Origin of the sequence: Streptosporangium jomthongense (assembly GCF_042650425.1) — a bacterium.
Taxonomy (GTDB): domain Bacteria; phylum Actinomycetota; class Actinomycetes; order Streptosporangiales; family Streptosporangiaceae; genus Streptosporangium.
Genome location: NZ_JBHSBC010000012.1, coordinates 167,273 through 190,574 on the forward strand (window position 1 = coordinate 167,273; position 23,302 = coordinate 190,574).

Consider the following 23,302-nt stretch of genomic DNA (forward strand, 5'->3'; position numbering starts at 1 on the left):
AAGGTGCCCTCAGAAGGTGAAGGCCTGGCTGCGGACGCTGTTGTCGAAGTTGGAGGGGAGGAGTTCGGGCTCGCCGACGGAGCGGACGCCCGGCAGGCGGGTGAACAGCTCGCGGAACATGGTCCTGATCTCCTGACGGGCCAGGTTGGCGCCCAGGCAGAAGTGCGGCCCCGGGCCGCCGAAGCCGACGTGGCCCTTGGTCTCGCGGGTGATGTCGAAGCGGTCGGGGTCGGGGAAGACCTCCTCGTCGCGGTTGGCCGAGCCGTAGAACAGCACGACCTTGTCCCCGGCCTTCAGGTGCAGGCCGCGCAGGTCGTGGTCCTGGGTGACGGTGCGGCGGAACTGCATGATGGGCGAGACGTAACGGACCATCTCCTCGATCGCCCCGCCGATGTGGGCGTCGAAGTCCTCGGTCAGCAGGCGGCGCTGCTCGGGGTTGTCGGTGAGCAGCTTGACGCCGTGCGCCATGGTGTTGCGGGCCGTCTCGTTGCCCGCGACCAGCAGCAGCGCGAAGAACGAGCCCAGCTCGCGGTCGGTGAGCCGTTCCCCGTCCACGTTGGCGGTGACCAGGGCGGAGACCAGGTCGCCCTCGGGCGTCGTGGCGCGCCGCCTACCCAGCTGGATCACCATGCGCTGCAGGGCGAGCAGCGCCAGCATGTTCTGCCCGGCCATCCTGAGCGTCTGGGGCAGGCTGGGCCGTACCCCGGTGTAGGCGGTCGAGACGTCGACGTGCCGGTGGACCCGCTCCCGCATCTCGTCGGGGATGCCCATCATGTCGCAGATGACGTGGATGGGCAGCCGGGCGGCGACCTGGCGGACGAAGTCGCCGGGGCCCTCGGAGATCACGTCGTCGACGATCCCGGCGCACGCCCTGTCGATGCCGTCCTGCAGCCCGGCGAGCATCTTGGGGCTGAACGCCCGCGAGACGATGCGGCGCAGACGGGCGTGCCGGGGGTCGTCCATGTTCACCATGGACTCGCCGAACACGTGCTTGACCCAGCCGGGCGGCTCGGGGTTGGTCACCGCAGGCTCGCTGGAGAAGACCTTGGCGTTGCGGCTGGCCTCGACCACGTCCGCGTGCCGTACCAGGGCGTAGAAGCCCTTGCCCGAGCGCAGCAGCGGCACTCGCCGTTCCGGGAAGAACACCGGCCGGTCCAGCTCTCGCAGCCGTGCGAACGCCTCGTTGCGCTCCTTGATCGGGCGGCGCCAGAACCCCAGATCGGCCAGATCGATGTCCATGACCCAATCCTGGCACGCCCGTGACCCGCCTCGCCCGGCGCGCCGGGCGCCGGAGATCCGCCGGTGACGGACCTCCGGTCGGCTGTCAGGGGGTCACAGGACCTTCGACTTCGCGCTGAGGTGGCTGCGGATCTCCTTGGCGAGCCGCTTGGCGGAGACGTTCGGGTTGTCGGTCACGGCCGCGCCGAACCGCGCCACGGCGGTGCCCCTGCGTGAGCCGACCCATCCCCTGAGCTTGATGGTCGTCGCGTCGCCCTTGTCGAGGGAGGAGACCAGGCACAGTACGGACCGCCGCTTGACGGAGCACTTCACACTGCGCGGCTTCGAGATCACCCTGACCGTGCGGAAGTGCGTGGAGAAGTCACCGACGAGCGCCACGTAGTGCTGGCCCTTGACCCGCTTGTTGCGCACCTTGACGGTGTAGGTGAGGTTTCCGCCCCGGTAGGTGTACTTGGGGAAGAAGACCTCGTACCGGAAGGGGGCCGAGGCCGCGGTAGGCCGGGCCTCGGCCGCCGCCGCGGTCGAGGGCTGGACGAGAAGGGCACCGCCGAGCGCGGCGGCGAGGGCCGCGGCGGCGAGCCTCCTGGGGAGAAGATCACTCATATGCCGCATCATCTAACAACTTTCAGGAATTCCCCACGTTTTTACAGCAGGGTGGAATGTCCGGCGGGGACGGTGAACCGGGCACCCGTCTTGGCCGGGGCACCGCGGCGGCTGATGTAGTCCAGCGTGCGGAAGTCCGCCTGCAGCTCCTCCTGGGTGATCCGGCAGACGATGTAGCCGCGCCGCTGGTCGAGATAGGAGATGTGCGGGTTCTCCGCGATCGTCTCGGCCACCCTGGCCTTGTCCCGGTAGCCGTCCCCGTCGCTGGCGATCGAGGAGGTGACCAGTTCGACCCCGACCTTGGGCGAGTCGGGATCGTCGAAGTCGAGCATGAGGTCGGCCGCGTGGTGCATGTGCATGTCACCGGTCAGCACGACCGGGTTGGCGGCGCCCGAGTCGCGGAAGCCGGTCAGCAGGCGGGTGCGCTCGGCGGCGTAGCCGTCCCAGGAGTCCATGTTGACCTCGATGCCCGGCCCGGCCCGGTAGTCGCGCTGGGCCATCAGGATCTGCTGGGCGACCAGGTTCCAGCGCGCCCGGGAGGAGGCGAGCCCGTCCAGCAGCCAGCGCCGCTGGTCCTCCCCGAGCAGGGTGCGCCGGGTCGCGAGCCGGTCGTCGCATCCGGCCCTGAGCCCGTCCTGGCACGCCTGGTCGTCGCGGAACTGCCGGGTGTCGAGTAGGTGGAAGCGGGCCAGCGGCCCCCAGTCGACCCGCCGGTGGATCCGGATCGAACCGCCGTCGGGCACACTCGTCCCGCGCAGCGGCATGTTCTCGTAGTAGGCCTGGAACGCGTTGGCCCTGCGGCGGGTGAACTCCGGGTCCCCGGTGCTGGAGACCTTCCCGGCCCAGTTGTTCTCGACCTCGTGGTCGTCGAAGGCGACCAGCCACGGCGCGACCGCGTGCGCGGCCCGCAGGTCGGCGTCGCTCTTGTACTGCGCGTGCCGCATCCGGTAGTCGGCCAGCGTGGCGCACTTGCCCGCGGTGTGCTCACGTACGGCGCCGCCCATCGCGGTGTAGCCCTGGGGGGCGTACTCGTACATGTAGTCGCCCAGGTGGACGACCAGATCGGGCTCCTGCTCGGCCAACCTGCGGTAGGCCGTGTAGTAGCCGTGCTCGTAGTGGGCGCAGGCGGCCACGGCCAGTGTCAGCGGGGACGGCGCCGCCTCGGCCGCCGGGGCGGTCCGGGTACGGCCCGCGGGCGAGAGGTGTCCCTCCGCGCGGAAGCGGTAGAAGTACTCCCGGCCGGGTTCGAGCCCGTCCAGCTCGACGTGGACGCTGTGCGCCCGTTCCCGCCGGGCGGTCTCCACGCCGTTGCGCAGCACCCTGGTGAAGTTCTCGTCGGCGGCCACCTGCCACTCGACCTCGACGTCCCTGGCGGGCATCCCGCCCAGCCCCTGCGGGCCGAGCGGGTCGGGGGCGAGCCTGGTCCACAGCACGACCCCGTCCGGCGACGGGTCACCCGAGGCGATCCCCAGGGTGAACGGGTCGCGGCGGAGGGTTCGCGAGGTCGTCCGGTTCCCGGTCGGCGTCAGCCCCGCCCCGGTGAGCAACAGGCCGCCCACACCCGTGGCGGCGACGGAAAGGAACACCCTGCGTGACGGTGTCTGCTCCACGCGACCAGTGCAACCCGCCCGTCTTTCCCCGCCGTGGCCTGCGGTCCACGGCGGGATGAACAACCGTTGCACAGGCAAGGGCCTTACCCACCGTCATTGAACACCCGTCTACCCCCGGGCGACGGTCCGGTGAAGGGACGGGTCACTGGAGGTAAGGCTTGAGGTGTTCGTTGAGCGCTCCGCACCCCAGGTAGTTGCGCACGCTGTGGAAGTCGATCCAGTCGAGGTTCACCAGCGTCTCCTGGTCGACGCCGGTGAAGTTTCTGCGCAGTTCGGCGGGGATCGCCACGATGTCGTCCTTGTCGGCGACGTTGACCCAGCGCCTGACCGACGGCGGCTTCCTGCCCTGGCCGTTGATCGGGGCGGGCAGCAGGCGTTCGAAGATGACGTTCTGCATGCCGAGCGGGCTGCCGAGGGTGAGCAGCAGGTCGACCTTCAGGTCGGGGTTGGACCACAGCGTCTCGTAGGCCACCACGCTGCCGAGCGAGTGGGCGATGACCACCTTCGGCTGGTTGCGCCTGATCGTCTGCGCCACCGCCGCGCGCGCCTTCTCCCTGGCCTGGCCTCCGGCCGTCATGTAGGCGGCGACCTCGGGGCAGAAGAGTCCCGCGACGTCGGCCGCGTTGGCCTGCAGGCGGTCCAGCAGCCAGCCGGTCATCGCGTGCAGCGCGCCGGTCAGCCCCTCCCCCACCGTGGCGAACTGCTTCGCCCAGGCGACGAAGACCTCCTGGGAGGGGGTGTCCATGGCGCGGACCGCGCGCGCGGACGGTTCCTGGGGCCGCTCGCCCAGCAGGTGCGCGTAGTAGGCGATGTCGGTGACGTAGCGCTCCTGGGCGTACGGCACACCGCCGGTCAGCCCCTTGTGCAGGTAGCGGTTCCATTTCTCACGTACGGCCCCGGCCGCGCCCTCGGCCGAGTTACCCGCGTCGCGGTAGTAGTGGTACTTGCCTATCCCATGCACGCCGACGATCTTGTCCACGCGCCCCCGCCTCTCGTACGGATCTTCACGGTGCGGCCCCCTGGGTTTCCCCGGAGTCACTGTGGCGGAAGGCGCACCGCCCCACAAGACCGGATCACCCGGCCCTTCCCGTCCAGACAGGGGGATAAATCGCTTGATCAGGGAGTTCACGCCGTGGATATCCTGGGATCACAGCCCATGAGATTCCGAAGGAGCAGTCCTCCCATGTCCGATCCGCTTGAGATCAGCGGCTCGCTCTGCGTCCCCGAGGCCGAGCTCCGCTGGCGATTCTCCCGCTCCTCGGGGCCGGGCGGGCAGGGGGTCAACACCACCGACAGCCGGGTCGAGCTGAGCTTCGACCTGGCCGCGACCGAGGCTCTGCCGCCGCCGCTCAGGGAACGCGCGCTCGAACGTCTCGGTCCCCGGCTGGTCGGCGGCGTCATCACCGTCGTCGCCTCGGAGTTCCGTTCCCAGCTGCGCAACCGCGAGGCGGCGCGCGACCGGCTGGCCCGGCTGCTGCGGGAGGCCGTGGCCCCTCCACCGAAGCGGCGCCGTCCGACCAAGCCGAGCAGGGGCTCCGTCGAGCGGCGGATCACCGCCAAGAAGCACCGCTCCGACCTCAAGCGGCTACGCCGGGGCGACTTCTGAGCGCCTGAACGGCCGATGGCAGAATGGGCCGATGCCCCTCGTCCCCAGCGTCCGCGCGGTGATCCTCGACGACGACCGGCTCGTGCTGTTCCGGCGCACGGTCCCCGGACAGGACCTCTACTGGTCGATCCCCGGCGGCCACGTCGAGCCGCAGGACGCCTCCCTTGAGCACACCCTCCACCGCGAGGTGCTTGAGGAGCTGGGCGCGGTCGTCTCCGACGTCACCCCGCTGACCACCCTTGAGTGCGTGCGCGACGACGGCGTCAAGATCCAGCACGTGTACGGCTGCCGCCTGGTCTCGATGGACCCCGCCCTGCGCTGCGGCCCCGAGTTCTCCGACCCCGCCAGGGGCGTCTACGAGGTCGTACGGCTGCCGCTCGACCCCGCGGAGATCACGGCCGTCAACATCGTCCCGCCGGAGCTCGGCGCCTACCTCGCCGCCGAGATCGCCTGCCTCTCCACTCAGATCAAAGCCCGCTGAGGGCGCGGCGATCGCTCCGCCGGCCTTCTCCCGCCCGCTCCTCCCGCGCCGGAGCGGCCTCCGACACGTCAGTCTCGTGTGCGGGCCCGGCTCAGCGGGGCCGAGGGGTCGGCCGCCAGGTGCCGTGAGGAGGGCGGTGCTCCCGCGGCGACCAGCAGGTCCCCGACTGCGGCGATCATCGCGCCGTTGTCGGTGCACAGCCCCGGGGGCGGGATCCGCAGCGTGAGGCCCGCCGCGCGGCAGCGCTCGGCGGCGAGTTCGCGCAGTCTCCGGTTCGCGGCGACCCCGCCGACGATCACGAGGGTGTCCACTCCGGCGCCCAGGCAGGCCTCGACAGCCTTGCGGGTCAGCACGTCGGCCACCGCCTCCTGGAAGGAGGCCGCGACGTCGGGCACGGCGAGGGAGTCGCCCGCCCGCGCCACATGCCTGGCGACGGCGCTCTTGAGCCCGGAGAAGGAGAAGTCGTGGCCGTCGCCGAGCATCGCCCGGGGGAAGGCGACCGCCCCGGGGTCGCCGTCGTGGGCGGCCTCGGCGACGGCGGGACCGCCGGGGTAGGCGAGCCCGAGGAGCCTGGCGACCTTGTCGAACGCCTCGCCCGCGGCGTCGTCACGGGTGTCGCCGAGGTGGACGACCGGGTCACGGGCCAGGTCCCCGAGCAGGAGCAGCGAGGTGTGCCCTCCGGAGACGATCAGCGCGACCGAGCGCGGCGGCAGCGGGCCGTGCTCCAGGGTGTCGGCGGCCACGTGCCCGGCCAGGTGGTGCACGCCGTACAGGGGGAGGTCCCAGGCCAGCGCGTAGGCCTTGGCGGCGGCGATCCCGGTCTGCAGCGCGGTGGCCAGGCCGGGCCCCGAGGTGACCGCGACCGCGTCGATCTCGGAAGGACCGACCCCGGCCCGCTCGAAGGCGGCCCGCACGCAGGGGACGAGCGACTCCAGGTGGGCGCGGGCGGCGATCTCCGGCACCACCCCGCCGAAGCGCGCGTGTTCCTCCATCGAGGAGGACAGCGCGGCGCCGAGAAGCCGACCGCCGGAGACGATGCCGACGCCGGTCTCGTCGCACGAGGTCTCGATCCCCAGGACGACCGCCATGCCACCCCCTTGTTGCAAGTAATTCGCAACTACGAATGATAGGCATCAAGACTCTTTCGGGCGAACGCCGTACGCTCTGGATTTAGTAGGACGTCCGACTACATTGAGGAGCGAACGAGATCATGCGCGTCGTCGTCACCCGCGGGCTCGTGGGGGCCGCCTGATGAACCTCCAGCCGGACGCCGAGGTCGTGACCCTGGTCACCGGACGCCTCGGGCAGATCATCCTCAACCGGCCCCGCGCCCTGAACGCCCTGAACCACGGCATGATCCGCCGGATCGACACCGCCCTGCGGGCCTGGGCCTGCGACGACTCCGTCTCCGCCGTGCTCATCAGGGGGACGGGCGAGCGCGGCCTGTGCGCCGGGGGCGACATCCGCGCCATCCACGAGGACGTCAGGACCGGGGGCGGGGCCTCACCGGCGTTCTGGCGGGACGAGTACCGCCTCAACGCCCTCATCGCCCGGTACGGCAAGCCGTACGTGGCCCTGATGGACGGCATCGTCATGGGCGGCGGGGTGGGCGTCTCCGCGCACGGCGGTGTGCGGATCGTCACCGAACGCACCGCCCTGGCCATGCCGGAGACCACGATCGGCTTCCTGACCGACGTGGGAGGCACCTACCTGCTGTCGCGGGCGCCCGGCGAGCTCGGCACCCACATGGCGCTGACCTCGGCGGCGATCGGGGCGGGCGACGCCGTCGCCTGCGGGCTCGCCGACCACTTCGTCCCCTCGGCGGATCTCGGCGCCCTCACCGCCGAACTGGCCTCGGGGGACGTGGCGGGGGTCGTCGCCGCCTTCGCCCGCCCGGTGCCGCCCGGGAAGCTGACCGGCGAACGCGGATGGATCGACGCCTGCTACTCCGCCGAAACGGTCGAGGAGATCGTGGAGCGGCTGCTCGGCGACGGCGCCGAGGAGGCGAAGCGGGCGGCGGAACTGGTCTCGGCCAGGTCGCCGACCGCGCTGAAGGTCACCCTGCGCGCCCTGCGCCTGGCCCGGGGGCTCGGCTCCCTTGAGGAGGCGCTCGACCAGGAGTACCGCGTCGCCTGCGCGATGCCGTCCGCGCCCGACCTGGTCGAGGGCATCCGCGCCCAGGTGATCGACAAGGACCGCTCCCCCCGCTGGTCCCCCGCCCGTCTCGAAGAGGTGAGCGAGCGGGACGTGGACCGCTTCTTCGCACCCCTGGGCGAACACGAGCTCGGGCTGTCCGCGGGGCCGGGGTGACGGCCGTTCAGGCGCGTCCCTCCCGGTCTCCCGTCCGGCTTCTCGCGCGGCCGGCGAGCAGGACACAGTCGCCGCACTTGCCGCCGCCGGGCAGCCGGTAGTACAGGCAGCAGCTGCGCCGGGTGAAGACCGGCCGCCCGGGGACGGGTTCATCCAGCTCACCGGTGTCGCGCAGCAGCCCCGTCCCCAGCAGCTCCCGGCCGAGCGCGACGGCCCTCGTGGCCAGGTCGGGGCGCCGGCCCGCGAGGACGCACACGGCTCCCGCCAGGGCCGAGGCGGCGTTGCCCCACAGCAGGCCCGGCGCGATCCCGACGACCTCCCGTACGGCCAGCGCCAGCGGTTCGAGCAGCCCGGTCACCACGCCGCGGTACATCGGCCCGGCCGCCTCGACGGGGCCGGGCACACGCCGCCCCGCGGGCCGTACGGCGCGCAGCGGCAGCGGCCCGGCGGGGGCCGGGTACCAGTGCAGCCGGGCGGGGGCCAGGTCGAGGAGGAGGTCGTGGGCGGCCACGGCCCCGACGACCGGCGACCACAGGCGGGCCGCGAGCCCCTGGAACTGGATGGAGGCCGCCACCCGCGGCTGGTCGGTGCCCAGGCGCACGGCGACCTCGGCGACGCGCCGTTCCAGCAGGGCTCGGTCGGTGAGCAGGTCGGTGAGCGGCCGCCAGCCCGGCTCCGCCTCGCCCTCGTCGAGCTCGAAGTAGCCGCCGACCGAGGACACCTCGGCCATCGCCGCAGAGACGGCCTCCGGGGCGGCGGGCGCGATCACGGGGGCGCGCCGGACGGGGGACATGACGAATCACCGATCCTCTCCCGGGGAGGTCCGCCCCGGCCTGGCCTGAGGAGGCGACCGCGTGAGTCTCCGGCTCCCGGCGAGACTCGTCGTGAGCCATCCGCCCACGACCGGCTCGCCGGTCACGGTGGCGGGACCGCGCCGGACTCGCACCGGCTTCCTCTGACCGCCGTCGCCCGCGGCGGCATCATCTCACAGGGGATGGAGACTTCTCTGTGCTCCGGGTGCCGACCTCCGGCGGACCGGCCCGGCGGGACCCGCCCACGGCGGGGAGGGCAGACTCTTCCCCGTGAAGCGAATCCTCATCATCGGCATCGGCGCGGGCGACCCCGACCATCTCACCCTCCAGGCGGTCAAGGCCATCGGCCGGGCCGACGCCTTCCTGCTGGTGGACAAGGGAGAGGTCAAACACGACCTGTCCGATCTGCGCCGGGACATGATCGAGGCGCACGGGCGGCGGCCGTACCGGGTGGTGCAGGCCCAGGACCCGGAGCGGGACAGGACCACCCCCGCCTACGCCTCGGCCGTCGAGACGTGGCGTTCGCGGCGCGCCGACCTGTACGAGGCGTTCGTCCGCGACGAACTCGGCGAGGACGAGACCGGGGCGATCCTCGTCTGGGGCGACCCCGGCCTCTACGACAGCACGCTCGCCGGGATCGAGGAGGTCGCCGGGCGGGGGACGGTCGTCTTCGACCACGAGGTCGTCCCGGGCATCACCAGCGTCTCCGCGCTGACCGCCCGGCACCGTACCAACCTGAACCGGGTCGGCCGCCCGGTGCACATCACCACCGGCCGCCGCCTGGCACAGGAGGGGCCGACGGCCGACGACGTCCTCGTCATGCTCGACGCGCACTGCGCCTTCGCCGACCTGGGGGACCGGGCGGAGGAGTTCCACATCTACTGGGGCGCCTACCTGGGCACCCCGGACGAGATCCTGGTCTCCGGGCCGGTGACCGAGGTGGCGGGGCGCATCCGCGACCTGCGCGCGCAGGCCCGGGAGCGCAAGGGCTGGATCATGGACACCTACCTGCTCAGGCGCCTGCCCCCGGCGTGAGGCTCAGCTCCCTGCCGCCCGCCCCGTGCCCGTACGGCCCGCGCGCCACTCGTGGGCCGGCAGCCAGATGAGGGAGCAGCCGCCCATGACGCCGGTCAGCACGCCCACGGGCAGCCGGGTCGGGGCGAGCAGGCCCTGGGCGGCCAGGCAAACGGGCCAGTGGTATGAACCAGGTCACAGGCCGCCACCTTGACAGGGCGCGCCGAAATCCAAAAACTGAGCTTAGGCTTACCTAAGTTACCTGAAGCTCGCCGCCGCCCGGACGTGGGCCCCGGGCGCGGCGTCCGCCGCATCGTGGTCTCGACGCTACGGGAGACCACGATGCGGCCGGGGCCCTGGCATACCGGCCCCGAGGAGCGTTCGCCTCCCGGACGAGAGGCAGGACCGGGCCCGGGTACGGCGGGCCGACCGCCGCCGACCGGAGACACCCCGGTTCGGGGCGGGGGGCGGCCAAGGGGCGATCCGGGGCGGGCTAGGCTGTGGGGGAACCCTCGCGCAGGCTCGCCGAGCCCGCCCGGGGCGTCTCGCGGCGGTGGGGCCCGCCGTACCCGAACCGCGGCACGCGCGCCGCCAACGGTCCCTGCTCGTGACAGCTCGCGCCCTGGAACCCGGGGCGCACGCCACGTGTGGGGAGGATCATGCGCCCGGATGAGGTGGGGCCCGCAACGGTGACCGAGCCCGTCGACCCAGACGTCGATCTCGCCGACGTACGGCGCCGCCGCCAGGCACGCCGCTCGCAGCTGCGCGTGCTCGCCGCGGTCGCCGCCGGAGGCTCGATCGGCGCGGCGGCCCGTTACGGGGCGTCTCTGCTGTGGCCGACCCCGCCTGCGGCCTTCCCGTGGACCACGCTGGGCGTCAACGCCCTCGGCTGCCTGGTGATCGGCGTCTTCCTCGTGACGCTGACCGAGGCCTGGACCGCCCCCGTCTGGGTGCGGCCGTTCTTCGCGACCGGCGTGCTCGGCGGGTTCACCACCTTCTCCACCTACTGCGTGGACATCGAACGCCTGGTCGCAGCCGGACGGCCCGGCCCGGCGCTGACCTACATGGCCGTCACGGTCGTGGCCGCCATGGCCTCGGTCACGGCCGGAGCGTGGATCACCCGCCTGATCCTGGCGGCGGTGAGACGGAAGGCAGGGAGAACACGATGATCATGTCTGGGCGAGGGCTGAGACTGACCGTCTTCCTCGACGACACCGACACCTGGCACCACCGTCCGATGTACACCGAGATCGTGCACCGCGCCCACGCCGCCGGGCTGGCCGGGGCGTCGGTCTTCCACGGCCTTGAGGGCTTCGGCGCCACACAGGTCGTGCACACCACCCGGCTGCTGTCGATGGCCGACGACCTGCCGGTCGCCGTGGTGATCATCGACACCGAGGAGGCCGTCCGCGCCTTCCTGCCCCAGCTCGACGACCTGCTCATCGAGGGCGTGGCCGTGCTCGACCAGGTCGAGATCGTCCACCATCGCGGCGGGCGAGCAGAACGGTGAGAGGCACGGTGGGAGACACGGTGGGAGACACGGTGCGGAGGGGGGCACGGTGAACTGGCTGCTGGTGCTGGCCGGCGCCGCCGTCGGCGCGCCGCTGCGTTATCTGACCGACCGGACGGTCCAGGCCCGGCACGACACGGTCTTCCCGTGGGGGACCTTCACCGTCAACGTGTCCGGCTCCATCGTCCTCGGCCTGCTGGCCGGGGCCGCGCTGTCCGGCGCGGTGGGCACGGAGATCCAGTTGCTGGTGGGGACCGGGTTCTGCGGGGCGCTGACCACCTACTCGACGTTCTCCTACGAGACGTTGCAGCTGGCCGAGAACGGCGCGCGTTTCTACGCGGTGGTCAACGTCGTCGCCTCGGTGGTCGCGGGTCTCGGCGCCGTTTTCGTCGGCATGACCCTCGCCCGGGTCCTCTTCGCCTGACGCCGGGGCCTCTCGTCGCCCCTCAAACCGGCCTCCACGGACGGATCCCCCGGCGGAGACGCCTCTGCCGTGCCACGCGTCCGCCCCGCGCGGTCCGGCCGCGGGTAAAGAAAGAGGCCTTCTTCCTTGATTGAGGAAGAACGACCCTTTTTCTCACCGTTACCTCTGTGAGCTGCGGATATGACGCGGCGTATACGCAAGGTTCCGACTTTTGGGGTAGTTCATATGTTCGCGGTGCTCGTCGCGGTACTCGCGGGAGCCTTCATCTCGGTCCTGCTGGTCGTGGTCGTCCTGTCGGCGACCAGGGGCAGCCGGGCCAGGCGTCCGCAGCGGCCCGTCTCCACAGGTCCTCACCGGCATGTGAACCGTGTCCTCTCCCCACTCGGTCTCGCCTCCCTCCTGCAACGCGGCCACCGGCGCTCAAGGACCCGCGCGGCCGGACCCGGCGCGGGATGACGGCGGTGTCTCTTTGCTCCGCCTGACGGCGTCGCGGGGCTTGGGCGCCTCCGGGTCGGCGCTTTCCCTCGTCACTGTGTCTCCTTGCTCCGCCTGACGGCGTCGCGGGCTTGGGCGCCTCCGAGTCGGCGCTTTCCCTCGTCACTGCGTCGCTGCGCTCCTGCGTTCCTCAGTCCAAGCACCGACGGCGCCCAAGCCGACACTCCTCACGCTGAGGGCCGGTAGGGCATCGATCGCCGCCTTCTCCGTCAGCGGTGTGTGACCAACCGGTTGGCGGTGGTGCGATGCCGGCTGGGCGGCCGTTCGTCCGGTGCTTGAGACCGTGGTCGCACGGGCGAGGCGCCGGGTGCGACTCCGGTCGCACGTTATGGAGCCTTGGGGTCGATGTGGCGCCGTGTGCCCTGCTCTGAGAATGGCCGGGTGACCGAGATCATCGCGGGGCTGTACATGTCCCCGCTGGAACTTCTTTCCCTGCTGGGCGCCCTCGCGCTGGTGGTGGCGCGCTGGCTTGCCTCGCCCGCCCGCCCGTACGTCACGATCACGGCGGGGACGGTCTTCGTGCTGTCCGCGATCGCGCTGGGTGTGACGGGGCTCCGCTGGCAGATGTTGCCGGTGCTGGCGGGCGCCGCCGTGGCGTTTCCGTTCGCCCTCGCTCCCCTGCTGGGACGCCGTACCGGCCGGTCGGCGTGGCGGGCCCGGTGGTGGCTGGCGTTGCCGGGGTCGGCGGTCTGCGCCTGCCTGATCGCCGGGGGTCCGGTGGCCGCCTGGGCCTTCCCGGTTCCCGTGTTCCCCGAGCCGTCAGGCCGTTTCGCGGTCGGCACCCGGGTGGCGCAGTGGACCGACCCGCACCGGCCCGAGAGCTTCACCGCCGATCCGGACGACCGGCGCACGGTCGTGGTCCAGCTCTGGTATCCCGCGCGGAGGAGCCCCGCGGGCGCGCGGCGGGCCCAGTACCTCGGACGCACCGAGCAGGAGGCACGTGTCGTCTCCGGCACCCTCGCCCGCCAGGTCGGCCTGCCCGGCTTCCTGATCGACGGCGTCCCGCGTGCCCGCTCCCGTTCGATCTTCGACGCCCCGGTGGCCGGGGGGAGCGAACGGTTCCCGGTCGTGCTGTTCTCTCCCGGGTCGGGCGGGGTGCGCACCCAGAACACCGCCTGGGCCGAGGAACTGGCCAGCCACGGCTACGTGGTCGCCACCCTCGACCACCCGTACGACTCCGCCGCCGTCGTCCTCGCCGACGGCCGGACGATTCACGCCAGGACCGCCTCCACCGGAGACCGGGACAAGGACGACAGGCTGGCGGTCGGCTGGACGGCCGTCCGGGCCTCCGACCTCGGCTTCGTCCTCACACAGCTGGAGCGACTGGATCGAGGCGAGATCACCGACCCGCTGGCCGGACGCCTGGACACCGGCCGGGTCGCGGTCACCGGCCACTCCATGGGTGGTGCCGCCGCCCTGCAGGCCGCCCGGCAGGACAGCCGGTTCGACGCCGTCATCGACCTGGACGGCTACCCCCACGGCCCCGCCTCCCCCGCCCTCAACCAGCCGGCGCTCGCGCTGACCCAGGCCGTGACCCCGGGAACCGACCCGCGTTACATCCCCCGCCTCACCGAGGCCCTCAAGTCCGGCACCGCGACGAACTACCGGCTCACCGTTCCCGGCGCCGCGCACCTCACCTTCATGGACGGTCCCCTGTACCTGCCGCCTGTGCCGTCGATCGTCGGTTCCCTGGGCCGTGCCGAGAGCCCGCGCGTCGTCGCCGCGGCCACCCTCGCCTTCCTGGACGCCACCCTGCGGCACGAACCCGGTGACCTGGCCCGCGACCTGTCGGCCTACGGCGACCTCAGCGTCCACCGCCCGGGTGACGGCCGCTGACCGGCGCCGGAACACACCTCGTCCTCCGGACGGTCAGATCAGGACGTCCGCGTCCGTACGGCTTCGCAGTTCTTCGACGCTCACGCCGGGGGCGGTCTCGACGAGCCTCAGTCCTTCGGGGGTGACGTCGAGGACGCCGAGGTCGGTGATGACCCGGTTGACGCACGCCCTGCCGGTGAGCGGCAGCGAGCACCGCCGTACGAGCTTCGGGGAACCGTCCTTGGCGGTGTGGTCCGTGATCACGATGACCTTGCGGACGCCGTGAACCAGGTCCATCGCCCCGCCCATGCCCTTGACCAGCCTGCCGGGGACCATCCAGTTGGCCAGGTCGCCGCCTTCGGAGACCTGCATCGCCCCCAGCACCGCCACGTCGATGTGGCCGCCGCGGATCATGCCGAACGACAGCGCGGAGTCGAAGAACGACGCGCCCGGCCGTACGGTGACCGTCTCCTTGCCCGCGTTGATCAGGTCCGGGTCCACCTCGTCCTCGGCGGGGTAGGGGCCGACGCCCAGGATGCCGTTCTCCGAGTGCAGGACGACCTCGACGTCCGGCGGCAGGAAGGAGGGGATGCGGGTGGGCAGGCCGATGCCGAGGTTGACGTGGTCGCCGTCGCGCAGTTCGGCCGCCGCCCGCGCGACCATCTCGTCACGGCTCCAGCTCATCGGGACTCCTCGAAGGTCATGACGTGGTCCGCTTCTCGATGGCCTTGTCCGCCGCCTGCTCGGGGGTGAGCACCAGCACGCGCTGGACGAACACGCCCGGCAGGTGGACCTCGTCGGGGTCGAGCTCGGTCAGCTCCTCGACCTCGGCGACGGTGACACGCCCGGCCATCGCGGCCAGCGGGTTGAAGTTCCTGGCGGCCTTGCTGAAGACCAGGTTGCCGTGCCTGTCCCCCTTCGCCGCCCTGACCAGCGCGAAGTCGGTGGTGATGCCGCGTTCGAGCACGTATGACCTGCCGTCGAACTCGCGGACCTCCTTGGGCGGCGAGGCGACGGCGACCGAGCCGTCGGGGGCGTGGCGCAGCGGCAGGCCGCCGTCCGCGACCGGGGTGCCGACGCCCGCCGGGGTGTAGAAGGCCGGGATGCCGCTGCCGCCCGCGCGCAGCCGTTCGGCCAGGCTGCCCTGCGGGGTCAGTTCGACCTCGATGTCACCGGCGAGGTACTGCCGGGCGAACTCCTTGTTCTCGCCGATGTAGGAGGCGGTCACCCGGGCGATGCGCCGGGCGGCCAGCAGGAGGCCGAGGCCGCCGCCGTCCACCCCGCAGTTGTTCGACACCACGGAGACGCCGGTCACCCCGGTCTCGTAGAGGGCCTGGATCAGCACGTTCGGGATGCCGCTGAGGCCGAAGCCGCCGACCGCGAACGACGCCCCGTCGCCGACCCCGGCCAGCGCGTCCGCCGCCGTGGCGACCACCTTGTCTCTCCGCACGTGTGTTCCACCCGCCCGAGATGTTCGTTGAGTGAACTTTAGTTCACTATTGTTGTGTCGAGTATGCGGTCCGGAGTAGTTCCTGTCAAAGTGCCTGCGACGGACGAGAAGGGACCGAGAAGGGACACCGAATGGAACCGGCCGGAACCCTGGAGCGGGGGCTGGGCGTGCTGCGCGCGCTCACCACCGAGCCGTGGCGGCGGACACGCGCGACCGACCTGGTCCGCGCCACCGGCCTGGCCAGGTCGACGGTCGACCGTGTCCTGGCGACCCTCGTCCACCTGGGCTACCTCAGGGCGGAGGAGCGCGAGGTGCTGCTCGCCCCGCGCCTGATGGAGCTGGGTGAGGCCTACCTCGTCTGCGCGGGCCTGCGTGAGGTCCTCGCCCCGCACGCCGAACGGCTCGCCGCCGAGCTGGACGAGTCGGTCTCGCTGGCCGTGCCCGACGGGGACGGGGTGCGTTTCTTCGGGCAGTTCACCCGGCGGCGCGCCGTCTCGGTCGCCTTCCGGGTCGGGGACCTGCTGCCCGCGGACCGCTGCGCGGCGGGCCTGGCCCTCCTCGACGACCAGGGCACGCCGTGGGCCGAGGACGACCAGCTCGTCGAACCCGGTCTGATCGCGGTCGCGGTCCCCGTCAGGGACGCCGCGGGTCAGGCGCTCTGCGCGCTGAGCGTGGTCAGCCACACCAGCAGGCACACCATGGCCGGGCTGCGCGCCCACGCGGTGGCCAGGCTGCGTGAGACGGCCGCCCGGATGGAGGCCGCGCTGGCCGCCGTCCCGCCGCCCGCCCGTCCCGTGCCGCCTCCCCCCGCCGTGGACGTCTCGCGCCCGGCGAAGGAGGCGCTGGGGGCGGCCTACCTGCAGTCACTCGCCCGTGGCCTGGCCGTGCTCGTGGCGCTCGGCACGGTTCCCGGCGGGCTGTCCCCCGCCGACGTCGCCAGGGTGACCGCTCTGCCGAGGGCCACCGTGGGACGGGCGTTGCAGACCTTGGAGCGGCTGGGATACGCCCGCACCGAGGGCTCCCGCTCCGTCCTGCTGCCCCGGGTCCTGGAACTCGGATACGCCCACCTCTCGGGACTCTCCTTCGGCGAGATCGTCCAGCCGCACCTGGCGGACCTGGCGGCCAGGATCCACGAGTCGACATCGGTCGCGGTGCTCGACGGCGACGACGTCGTCTACGTGGCCCGGGTGCCCACGACGAAGATCATGCGGGTGGACATCGTCGTCGGCACCCGCTTCCCCGCGTACGCCACGTCGATGGGCAGGGTGCTCCTGGCGGACCTGCCTCAGGAGCGGCTGGCCTCGATCGCCCTGCGCCCGCTGACCCGGGACACGGTCACCTCCCCGGCCGAGTTCGCGTCCGCCGTACGGCGCGCGGCCGTTGACGGCTACGCCGTGGTCGACCAGGAGCTCGAGGAGGGGGTGCGGTCCATCGCCGTCCCGGTGCGCGGCCGGGACGGCCGGGTCGTCGCCGCCGTCAACGTCGCCACCCACGTCGACCGCGCCACCCCTGCCGCCCTGGTCGAGAAGGTCCTGCCCGCGCTCGTCGAGACCGCGGCCAGGATGTCGGCCGACCTGGCCTGCGCCCGGGTGACTCCGCCGCAGCGCTGACCGGTGGCCGTCAGTCGTGGAGGGTCGTGGGGCGCACGACGCCGCTCTCGTAGGCGAAGACCACGACCTGGGCGCGGCTGCGCAGCCCGAGTTTCAGCAGAACGTGGCTGAGGTGCGTCTTCACGGTGGCCTCGGCCAGGTTCAGCGCCACGGCGGCCTCGGCGTTGGACAGTCCGCGCGCCACCTGGACCAGCACCTCGTACTCGCGGGAGGTCAGCCGCGCGAGCCGCTCGTCGCGTTCGGACGCGGACGGTGTGAGCTGGGGGGCGAACCTCTCAAGCAGGCGGCGGGTGACCCTCGGGGACAGCGCGGCCTCCCCCGCCGCCACGTCGCGGATCGCGCCGAGCAGCTCGGCGGGCCGGGTGTTCTTCGGCAGGAAGCCGGCCGCCCCTGCCTTCAGTCCGGCGAAGGCGTACTCGTCCAGGTCGAAGGTGGTCAGGATGAGCACACGTGAGCGTGGGCAGTCCCTGACGATCCTCCGGGTGGCCTCGATCCCGTCGAGACCGGGCATGCGCACGTCCATCAGCACCACGTCGGGGCGCAGCCGCCGGGTCATCCTGACGGCCTCCTCGCCCTCGCCCGCCTCCCCGGCCACCTCCATGTCCGGCTCGGCCTCGAACACCATCCGGAAGGCCATCCGCAGCAGCGACTCGTCATCGGCGATCAGCAACCGGATCGTCACGGTCTTCTCTCCCCTGTCAGGTTCAGGTCGGCCGCCACCCGCCAGCCGCCGCCGGGCACCGGTCCCGCGTGCAGGGTCCCGTCGTAGGCGGCGACCCGTTCGCGCATCCCGGTCAGGCCCCGCCCCGGCGTCCCGTCCGCCGTCCGTCCGGGGCGGCCGTCGTCGACGATCTCCACCTCGGCGCGCCGAGGCGTCAGCCGGACGCGGACCTCGGCCGTCGCGCCCGGCGCGTGCCTGAGCGTGTTCGTCAGCGCCTCCTGGGTCAGCCGGTAGACGGTGAGCTGGGCGGCGGCGGGGATCGTCCCGGGGTCTCCGGCGACCCGCAGGCTGGTCGGCAGCCCGGCCGCGCGCATCCGGTCGGCCAGGGGACCCAGCTGGTCGATCCCGGGCGCCGGGTGGCGCGAGGCGTCCGCCCGCTCGGCGGGGCCGGCGCCGAACTCGCCCGCCCCGGGTTCGCCGGCGCCGAGAGAGCGGCGCATGTCCTCAAGCGCCTGCCTTCCGATGCCGGCGATCCGCTCCATCGCGTCGGCCGCCCGCTCCGGCGCGCGGTGCCGTACGTGGGCGGCGCCGTCGGCCAGGGCCACCATGACCGACAGGTTGTGGGTGACGATGTCGTGCATGTCGCGGGTCATCCTGGCGCGTTCCTCGGCGACCGCGAGCCTGGCCCGCTGCTCACGGTCGTGTTCCAGCGAGGCGACGTACGCCCGCCGGGCCCGCGCCCACAGACCCGTGGTGACGGCGACGGCGGCCATCGCGGCGAGCGCGGCCACCGAGAACGGGAACTGGCCCGGCGGCGCCCACCGCGCCGCGGCCAGCACCACCCCGGCCTCCAGGACGAGGGCGGCCGTGAGCGCCCACCGCCACGGACGGTGGGCGACGACCGTGTAGAGGGCGACCAGCAGTGCGACGTCGGCGGGAAGCTGCACGCCGGCGGCCCACTGGATCGCGGCGGCGGCGCCGACCGCGCAGAAGACCGTCAGCGGCGCGCGACGCCGCCACAGCAGCGGCGCCGTCAGGGCCACCTGGAGCAACAACGTCCACGGCTCTCCCCGGGACAGCACCTGGCCGGGTCCGAGCGTGACGAGAAAGATCACGGCGGCCGGCAGCGCGTCGGCGGCCAGGGACGGCCATCGGATCGGATCCGTGGGCCAGGCCACCGGGCGGTCGCCTCTTTTCATGCCGCTCACCCTACTTGTCCTGCTGGTTCTCCCCCCATCCTTCTCAGGGAGGAGCGTCCGGGCACCTCAGCCGGAAGTCGTAGGTGTGGATCAGCCGTATGCCGCTGGCCCGGGGCCGTGTCCCGCTGCCAGCCTCGTCGGCGCAGGAATCCACCACTCGTAAGGAGTCCCACATGTCCCTCGGCACGATCGCCTCGGCGGTCGCCGGTCTGGCGCTGACCGCGGTCGCCGCGGCTCCCCTCGCCACTCCTGTCTCCGCGCCCCTTTCTGCGCCCCTCTCTGCGCCCGTCGCCGCCTCCGCCGTCCCTGCCGCGCACGCCTCGGACGGTGCCCCCGTCACGATGACGCTGCCCGCGCCCGGCGGGCCGTACCCCGTCGGCACCTTCGCCGTGCGCCTGGTCGACCGGTCCCGCCCCGACCCGCTGGTCAGGTCGAAGCCCTACCGGGAGCTGATGGTCAGCCTGTGGTACCCGGCCAGGGGCACCGGCGGGAACCCGCGCACGGCCCCCCACATGGCTCCCCTGGCCGCGGCCGACTGGGACCGGCACTCCGCGCCGCCCATGGGTGTTCCGGCGGGCGCGGTGAACTGGGCCGCCACCCCGACCCACGCCCGCCCCGGCGCGCCGGTCGACCGCGGCGCGGGCAGGCTGCCCGTCGTGCTCTTCGGTTCCGGGGACGGCGGGCCGCGCACCCTCGGCACCTCCCTCGTCGAGGATCTGGCCTCCCGCGGCTATCTGGTCGTCACCGTCGACCACACCTATGAGGCCGACCAGGTGGAGTTCCCCGGCGGGCGGGTCGTGCGCGCGCTGCCGCTGCCCTCGAAGCTGACCCCGCGCGTCATCGCCAAGCTGCTCGACCGGCATTCGCGGGCCCGTCTGGCGGACATGCGGTTCGTCCTCGGCCGGATCGCCGCCCTGGGACGCGGCGACGCCCTCGGCGCGGGGGAGCCCGCGGGGCTTCGCGGCGCCCCCGACCTGTCCCGGGTCGGGGCGCTCGGCCAGTCCCTCGGCGGGTCGGTCGCGGCGCAGCTCGTCCACGACGACCCACGTGTGGACGCGGGCGTCAACCTCGACGGCGGCTACGTCGGCGGGGTCGCGGACAGCGGCGTCGCCAAGCCGTTCATGCAGCTGGCGGCCGAGGCGCACACCCGGGCGAGCGAGCCGAGCTGGAAGTCCTTCTGGGACGCCTCGACCGGCTGGAAGCGGGAGCTCCGGTTCAAGGGGGCGGCGCACGGCTCGTTCACCGACCTGCAGGCGTTGCTGCCGAAGATCGCGGAGACGGTGCCGAAGGTGCCCGTCGCCGACTTCGTCGGCACGATCGACCCGGTCCGGTCCGTCGCGGCCCAGCGGGCCTACGTCGCGGCCTTCTTCGACCTGCACCTGCGGAGGAAGGCGACCACACTGTTCGAGGCCCCCGACGCCCGCTTCCCCGAGGTCTCCCTCATCCCCTGACCCGTCGTCCGGGGTAACCGGTCGCGATGGAGCCCCGGCCGCCGTGGCCGACTGGTTAAATCATGACATGTAGGTTCGCAAGATCCCGGTGACGGATCACCGGGCGTGGCCGAAGAGACGGGACGAGAAGGCGGACGAGGATATGACGGGCCGTGCTGGCGCCCGGTGACCCGGCGACGGCCCACCCGAGCCGTGTCCCGGCGGGCCGTGCTCCAGGAGGCCTCCCGTGACGGCCCGCCGTACGCGCCTGGAAGGCCTGCTCGCCCGGTCCCGCGCCACCGTCGACGCGCTCGATCACCTCGTCGGCGGGGTGGGGACCGGGATCCTGGCCTTGACCGCGCTGCTCTGGCTCGCCGTGGTCGCGCTGCTGTGCCTGGTCGGGGTCGGGCTGCCGATGGCGCCCGTCGCGCTGCGCGGGCTGCGCGTCGTCGCCGACCGGGAACGGGTCCGGCTGTCGCAGCGGGATCCCGAGCTGGTCGGCCCCGGGCCGCCGCCTCCGGGGCTGCGCGCCGCCCTGGCCGACCCGGGTGTCCGGGGAGAGCTGGGCTGGGTCGTCTGCCACTCGACGCTGGGGTTGCTGACCGGTGTGGTCGCCATGTCGCTGCCGCTCGCCGCGGTGCGCGACCTCACCTTCCCGCTGTGGTGGCGGCTGCTGCCGCCGGGTGAGGCGGAGGACGCGGCGTTGAACCTCTGGCGGGTCGGCGACCAGCGCAGCGCGCTGGCGGTGTGCGTGTTCGCCGTCGGCTGGACCGCGCTCTCGTTGCTGGTCATCCCGGGCCTGGAGCGGCTGCAGTCCTGGCCGGGACGGCGATTGCTGAGCGCGCCTCCCGGCGGCGACCTCGCCCTGCGGGTCGCGCACCTCACCGCGACCCGGGCCGCGGCGCTGGACGCGCACGCCGCCGAGCTGCGGAGGATCGAGCGTTCCCTGCACGACGGCACCCAGAACCGGATCGTGGCCGTCACCGCCCTGGTCGCCGCCGCCCGCCGGGCGGTGGCCCGCGACCCCGCGAGCGCCGGGGAGATCCTCGAACGCGCCCAGGGCGCCGCCGAGCAGGCCCTGGCCGAGCTGCGCGCCGTGGTGCGCACCATCCTGCCACCGGTCCTTGAGGACAGGAGCCTGGCCGACGCCCTGTCCGGGCTCGCCGCCGCCTGCCCGGTGCCCTGTACGGTCACCGCCGACCTGCCGGGCAGGTGCGCCGCCTCGGTCGAGGCCACCGCCTACTTCACGGTGGCCGAGGCGCTGACCAACGTCGCCAGGCACAGCGGGGCGGGCCGTGTCTCCGTCGCCCTGAGCCTGCGGCGCGACCGGCTGCTCGTCCAGATCACCGACGACGGTCACGGCGGCGCCGACGAGCGCGCCGGGTCCGGACTCGTCGGCATCCGCCGCCGGGCCGAGGCCCACGACGGGACGTTCATGATGACCAGCCCCCCGGGGGGACCGACCACGCTGAAGGTGAGCCTGCCATGCGGATCGTGATCGCCGAGGACGACCCCCTGCTGCGCGAGGGCCTCGCGCTACTGCTGCGCGCCGAGTCGCTCGACGTGGTGGCCGCCGTGGACGGCCCGAAGGCCTTCCTCGACGCCGTCGACACCCACGAGCCGGACGTGGCCGTCGTCGACGTGCGCATGCCGCCGACCCACACCGACGAGGGCATCGTCGCCGCCGTCGAGGCCAGGCGCCGCAGGCCGGACCTGGCCGTGCTGGTGCTGTCGGCCTACGTCGAGCAGGCCTTCGCCACCGACCTGCTGATCCACGGCAGCTCCCGCCTCGGCTATCTGCTCAAGGAGCGGGTGGGACGGGTCGAGGAGTTCATGACGGCCCTGCGCCGCGTGGCGGGCGGCGGGACGGCCATCGACCCGGAGGTGGTCGCGCAGCTGCTGTCGCGCAGTCGCCCCGGCAGGCGGCTCGACCGGCTCAGCCCGCGTGAGCTGGACGTGCTGGCGCTCATGGCGGAGGGGCTGGGCAACACGGCCATCGCCGAGCGGCTGGTGGTCACCGAGGGCGCGGTGCACAAGCACATCCGCAACATCTTCGCCAAGCTGGACCTGGCGCCGAGCGACCGCACCGACCGGCGGGTGGCCGCGGTGCTGCAGTATCTGGAACGGGGGGCGCCCTGAGGATCACAGCCCGGTGAGCTCCGGCGCCCGGGTGACGGCCCGCAGGATGCCGGACAGGGCGGCGCGCATCTCGCCGACGGTCTCCTGGGGCAGGTCGAGGCTGATCTCGAAGACGGTCTCGGTCTCCAGGGTGTCGGCCGTCCTGGGGGACAGCTCGAACCGGAGCACCCGGCCGTCCAGCGTGACCGCGCGCAGCCCCTCGCCGCTGCCGCGCATGCCGTGGCGCGCCATCCAGAAGGTGTCCCGGTGCCGGGAGACCAGCAGATGCCCGGCCTGCCGGTCTCCGGGACGTTCCCGCAGGAAGACCGTCGGCTGGCCGTACTCCCAGGTGTGCTCGAAGGAGCGGGCGGTCATGGTGGCCTCGGGGAGGTAGGACAGCTCGCCGGTGACCGGCAGGGAGGGCGGCGGGGGCTCGCCGGGGCTGCGGCGCCCGTGGTCTCCGCCGTAGGCGACGGTGAGCCCGAGGGGCGCGGCGGTCGGCAGCGCGGCCAGCAGCCAGTCCGGCGGTTCGTCGCGGGGGAACAGGGTCAGCTCCGTCAGCGCCGCCGTCGCGGGCACGCGCTCGAACGGCTGAGCCCGGGAGTCGACGTGACCGGTGTAGCCCCTGCCGCCCGGGGAGAAGGACAGCTCGCAGGTGAACCAGGTGCCCTCCCCCGCCCGGTGTGACAGCTCACGCAGCCGCCTGAACGGCCCCGCGAGGTCTTCGGCGAGCCCTTCGACGGTGATCTCGTGGCCGTCGCGCAGGACGGTGGTCCTCGTGCGCGTGCCGACCTGGGCGTGCCGGACGGTGAGCCGTGACCAGCCGGGCTCCGCCGCGGCGCGGACGAGGTCGCCGACGGCGGCCCGCATGCCGTGCCCCTCCTCGTGACGGGAGCGCCAGTATCCGGATTCCAT

Annotated in this window: 24 protein-coding genes and 1 riboswitch; of the genes, 13 read left to right on the plus strand and 11 right to left on the minus strand. The window is 72.9% G+C overall.

Annotated features, from left to right (window positions below; all coding sequences use genetic code 11):
• Positions 1-9 precede the first annotated feature (9 nt).
• The 4 genes from ACFOYY_RS12525 to ACFOYY_RS12540 form a co-directional block, all read right to left on the minus strand.
• Entirely contained in the window at positions 10-1,239 is a 1,230-nt protein-coding gene (locus ACFOYY_RS12525) for a cytochrome P450 (protein WP_386189863.1), read from the minus strand.
• Positions 1,240-1,332: 93 nt separating this feature from the next.
• Complete coding sequence (locus ACFOYY_RS12530; protein WP_352009223.1) at positions 1,333-1,842, minus strand: hypothetical protein; 510 nt, start codon at positions 1,840-1,842, stop codon at positions 1,333-1,335.
• A 41-nt stretch (positions 1,843-1,883) separates the two neighbouring features.
• A complete protein-coding gene (locus tag ACFOYY_RS12535; protein WP_386189864.1) occupies positions 1,884-3,452 on the minus strand; it encodes an alkaline phosphatase D family protein in 1,569 nt (522 codons plus the stop codon).
• A gap of 142 nt (positions 3,453-3,594) precedes the next feature.
• Positions 3,595-4,431 carry a hypothetical protein gene (locus ACFOYY_RS12540; RefSeq protein WP_352009221.1) on the minus strand — a complete coding sequence of 279 codons (837 nt, stop codon included), beginning with the start codon at positions 4,429-4,431 and terminating at the stop codon, positions 3,595-3,597.
• A gap of 204 nt (positions 4,432-4,635) precedes the next feature.
• On the opposite strand from ACFOYY_RS12540, the gene arfB reads away from it, so the two are divergent.
• Both arfB and ACFOYY_RS12550 read left to right on the plus strand, forming a co-directional pair.
• Positions 4,636-5,058 (plus strand): alternative ribosome rescue aminoacyl-tRNA hydrolase ArfB, encoded by a 423-nt coding sequence (arfB, locus tag ACFOYY_RS12545; protein WP_386189865.1) that lies wholly within the window; start codon positions 4,636-4,638, stop codon positions 5,056-5,058.
• A gap of 31 nt (positions 5,059-5,089) precedes the next feature.
• Complete coding sequence (locus tag ACFOYY_RS12550) at positions 5,090-5,539, plus strand: NUDIX hydrolase (RefSeq protein WP_352009219.1); 450 nt, start codon at positions 5,090-5,092, stop codon at positions 5,537-5,539.
• 68 nt (positions 5,540-5,607) lie between these two features.
• Here ACFOYY_RS12550 and tsaD read toward each other — a convergent pair whose 3' ends face one another.
• Positions 5,608-6,627, minus strand: coding sequence for a tRNA (adenosine(37)-N6)-threonylcarbamoyltransferase complex transferase subunit TsaD (tsaD, locus tag ACFOYY_RS12555; protein WP_386189866.1), 1,020 nt, complete (start codon positions 6,625-6,627; stop codon positions 5,608-5,610).
• Between the two features lie 163 nt (positions 6,628-6,790).
• On the opposite strand from tsaD, the gene ACFOYY_RS12560 reads away from it, so the two are divergent.
• Entirely contained in the window at positions 6,791-7,849 is a 1,059-nt protein-coding gene (locus ACFOYY_RS12560; RefSeq protein WP_386189867.1) for an enoyl-CoA hydratase/isomerase family protein, read from the plus strand.
• Between the two features lie 7 nt (positions 7,850-7,856).
• Here ACFOYY_RS12560 and ACFOYY_RS12565 read toward each other — a convergent pair whose 3' ends face one another.
• Entirely contained in the window at positions 7,857-8,642 is a 786-nt protein-coding gene (locus ACFOYY_RS12565) for a (2Fe-2S)-binding protein (protein ID WP_362771747.1), read from the minus strand.
• 64 nt (positions 8,643-8,706) lie between these two features.
• A riboswitch (cobalamin riboswitch) is annotated at positions 8,707-8,804 on the minus strand.
• Between the two features lie 127 nt (positions 8,805-8,931).
• On the opposite strand from ACFOYY_RS12565, the gene cobF reads away from it, so the two are divergent.
• The 6 genes from cobF to ACFOYY_RS12595 all read left to right on the plus strand — a co-directional run bounded on the left by cobF (position 8,932) and on the right by ACFOYY_RS12595 (position 13,940).
• The gene (gene cobF / locus ACFOYY_RS12570) at positions 8,932-9,696 is read left to right on the plus strand and encodes a precorrin-6A synthase (deacetylating) (protein ID WP_386189868.1); all 765 of its coding nucleotides are present in this window, start codon (positions 8,932-8,934) and stop codon (positions 9,694-9,696) included.
• Positions 9,697-10,334: 638 nt separating this feature from the next.
• Positions 10,335-10,844, plus strand: a complete 510-nt coding sequence (gene crcB, locus ACFOYY_RS12575) for a fluoride efflux transporter CrcB (protein ID WP_352009214.1) — start codon at positions 10,335-10,337, stop codon at positions 10,842-10,844.
• A gap of 2 nt (positions 10,845-10,846) precedes the next feature.
• Positions 10,847-11,185, plus strand: a complete 339-nt coding sequence (locus ACFOYY_RS12580; protein WP_386189869.1) for a DUF190 domain-containing protein — start codon at positions 10,847-10,849, stop codon at positions 11,183-11,185.
• Between the two features lie 49 nt (positions 11,186-11,234).
• On the plus strand, positions 11,235-11,609 hold the full coding sequence (gene crcB, locus ACFOYY_RS12585) for a fluoride efflux transporter CrcB (RefSeq protein ID WP_386189870.1): 375 nt from the start codon (positions 11,235-11,237) through the stop codon (positions 11,607-11,609).
• Positions 11,610-11,834: 225 nt separating this feature from the next.
• Entirely contained in the window at positions 11,835-12,065 is a 231-nt protein-coding gene (locus ACFOYY_RS12590) for a hypothetical protein (protein WP_352009211.1), read from the plus strand.
• 420 nt (positions 12,066-12,485) lie between these two features.
• Complete coding sequence (locus tag ACFOYY_RS12595; protein WP_386189871.1) at positions 12,486-13,940, plus strand: alpha/beta hydrolase family protein; 1,455 nt, start codon at positions 12,486-12,488, stop codon at positions 13,938-13,940.
• Positions 13,941-13,973: 33 nt separating this feature from the next.
• Here the strand turns inward: ACFOYY_RS12595 and ACFOYY_RS12600 are convergent, their stop codons facing one another.
• Together ACFOYY_RS12600 and ACFOYY_RS12605 are read right to left on the minus strand one after the other, a co-directional pair.
• Complete coding sequence (locus ACFOYY_RS12600; protein WP_352009209.1) at positions 13,974-14,603, minus strand: CoA transferase subunit B; 630 nt, start codon at positions 14,601-14,603, stop codon at positions 13,974-13,976.
• 16 nt (positions 14,604-14,619) lie between these two features.
• Entirely contained in the window at positions 14,620-15,369 is a 750-nt protein-coding gene (locus tag ACFOYY_RS12605; protein ID WP_352009208.1) for a CoA transferase subunit A, read from the minus strand.
• Between the two features lie 131 nt (positions 15,370-15,500).
• Between ACFOYY_RS12605 and ACFOYY_RS12610 the strand changes: the two genes are divergently transcribed.
• Positions 15,501-16,979: an IclR family transcriptional regulator domain-containing protein gene (locus ACFOYY_RS12610; RefSeq protein WP_386189872.1), complete on the plus strand. Its 1,479-nt coding sequence runs from the start codon at positions 15,501-15,503 to the stop codon at positions 16,977-16,979.
• Between the two features lie 10 nt (positions 16,980-16,989).
• Here ACFOYY_RS12610 and ACFOYY_RS12615 read toward each other — a convergent pair whose 3' ends face one another.
• Both ACFOYY_RS12615 and ACFOYY_RS12620 read right to left on the minus strand, forming a co-directional pair.
• A complete protein-coding gene (locus ACFOYY_RS12615; protein WP_386189873.1) occupies positions 16,990-17,661 on the minus strand; it encodes a response regulator in 672 nt (223 codons plus the stop codon).
• Positions 17,658-18,839 (minus strand): sensor histidine kinase, encoded by a 1,182-nt coding sequence (locus tag ACFOYY_RS12620; RefSeq protein ID WP_386189874.1) that lies wholly within the window; start codon positions 18,837-18,839, stop codon positions 17,658-17,660. Before ACFOYY_RS12620 ends, ACFOYY_RS12615 begins: the two co-directional genes overlap by 4 nt.
• A 173-nt stretch (positions 18,840-19,012) precedes the next feature.
• Between ACFOYY_RS12620 and ACFOYY_RS12625 the strand changes: the two genes are divergently transcribed.
• The 3 genes from ACFOYY_RS12625 (at position 19,013) to ACFOYY_RS12635 (ending at position 22,408) form a co-directional block, all read left to right on the plus strand.
• The gene (locus tag ACFOYY_RS12625; RefSeq protein ID WP_386189875.1) at positions 19,013-20,290 is read left to right on the plus strand and encodes an alpha/beta hydrolase family protein; all 1,278 of its coding nucleotides are present in this window, start codon (positions 19,013-19,015) and stop codon (positions 20,288-20,290) included.
• Positions 20,291-20,516: 226 nt separating this feature from the next.
• A complete protein-coding gene (locus ACFOYY_RS12630) occupies positions 20,517-21,767 on the plus strand; it encodes a sensor histidine kinase (RefSeq protein ID WP_386189876.1) in 1,251 nt (416 codons plus the stop codon).
• Positions 21,755-22,408, plus strand: coding sequence for a response regulator (locus ACFOYY_RS12635; RefSeq protein WP_386189877.1), 654 nt, complete (start codon positions 21,755-21,757; stop codon positions 22,406-22,408). The genes ACFOYY_RS12630 and ACFOYY_RS12635 overlap by 13 nt, the downstream gene beginning before the upstream one ends.
• Positions 22,409-22,411: 3 nt before the next feature.
• Here ACFOYY_RS12635 and ACFOYY_RS12640 read toward each other — a convergent pair whose 3' ends face one another.
• On the minus strand, positions 22,412-23,302 hold the full coding sequence (locus ACFOYY_RS12640; RefSeq protein WP_362916822.1) for a hypothetical protein: 891 nt from the start codon (positions 23,300-23,302) through the stop codon (positions 22,412-22,414).

Coding starts and splice junctions, on each gene's coding strand:
- ACFOYY_RS12530 (WP_352009223.1), bottom strand. CDS start 1,842: ATGAGTGATCTTCTCCCCAGGAGGCTCGCCGCCGCGGCCCTCGCCGCC.
- crcB (WP_352009214.1), top strand. CDS start 10,335: ATGCGCCCGGATGAGGTGGGGCCCGCAACGGTGACCGAGCCCGTCGAC.
- ACFOYY_RS12620 (WP_386189874.1), bottom strand. CDS start 18,839: ATGAAAAGAGGCGACCGCCCGGTGGCCTGGCCCACGGATCCGATCCGA.
- ACFOYY_RS12600 (WP_352009209.1), bottom strand. CDS start 14,603: ATGAGCTGGAGCCGTGACGAGATGGTCGCGCGGGCGGCGGCCGAACTG.
- ACFOYY_RS12565 (WP_362771747.1), bottom strand. CDS start 8,642: ATGTCCCCCGTCCGGCGCGCCCCCGTGATCGCGCCCGCCGCCCCGGAG.
- tsaD (WP_386189866.1), bottom strand. CDS start 6,627: ATGGCGGTCGTCCTGGGGATCGAGACCTCGTGCGACGAGACCGGCGTC.
- ACFOYY_RS12625 (WP_386189875.1), top strand. CDS start 19,013: ATGTCCCTCGGCACGATCGCCTCGGCGGTCGCCGGTCTGGCGCTGACC.
- ACFOYY_RS12635 (WP_386189877.1), top strand. CDS start 21,755: ATGCGGATCGTGATCGCCGAGGACGACCCCCTGCTGCGCGAGGGCCTC.
- ACFOYY_RS12560 (WP_386189867.1), top strand. CDS start 6,791: ATGAACCTCCAGCCGGACGCCGAGGTCGTGACCCTGGTCACCGGACGC.
- ACFOYY_RS12590 (WP_352009211.1), top strand. CDS start 11,835: ATGTTCGCGGTGCTCGTCGCGGTACTCGCGGGAGCCTTCATCTCGGTC.
- ACFOYY_RS12550 (WP_352009219.1), top strand. CDS start 5,090: ATGCCCCTCGTCCCCAGCGTCCGCGCGGTGATCCTCGACGACGACCGG.
- ACFOYY_RS12610 (WP_386189872.1), top strand. CDS start 15,501: ATGGAACCGGCCGGAACCCTGGAGCGGGGGCTGGGCGTGCTGCGCGCG.
- ACFOYY_RS12640 (WP_362916822.1), bottom strand. CDS start 23,302: ATGGAATCCGGATACTGGCGCTCCCGTCACGAGGAGGGGCACGGCATG.
- ACFOYY_RS12580 (WP_386189869.1), top strand. CDS start 10,847: ATGTCTGGGCGAGGGCTGAGACTGACCGTCTTCCTCGACGACACCGAC.
- ACFOYY_RS12525 (WP_386189863.1), bottom strand. CDS start 1,239: ATGGACATCGATCTGGCCGATCTGGGGTTCTGGCGCCGCCCGATCAAG.
- arfB (WP_386189865.1), top strand. CDS start 4,636: ATGTCCGATCCGCTTGAGATCAGCGGCTCGCTCTGCGTCCCCGAGGCC.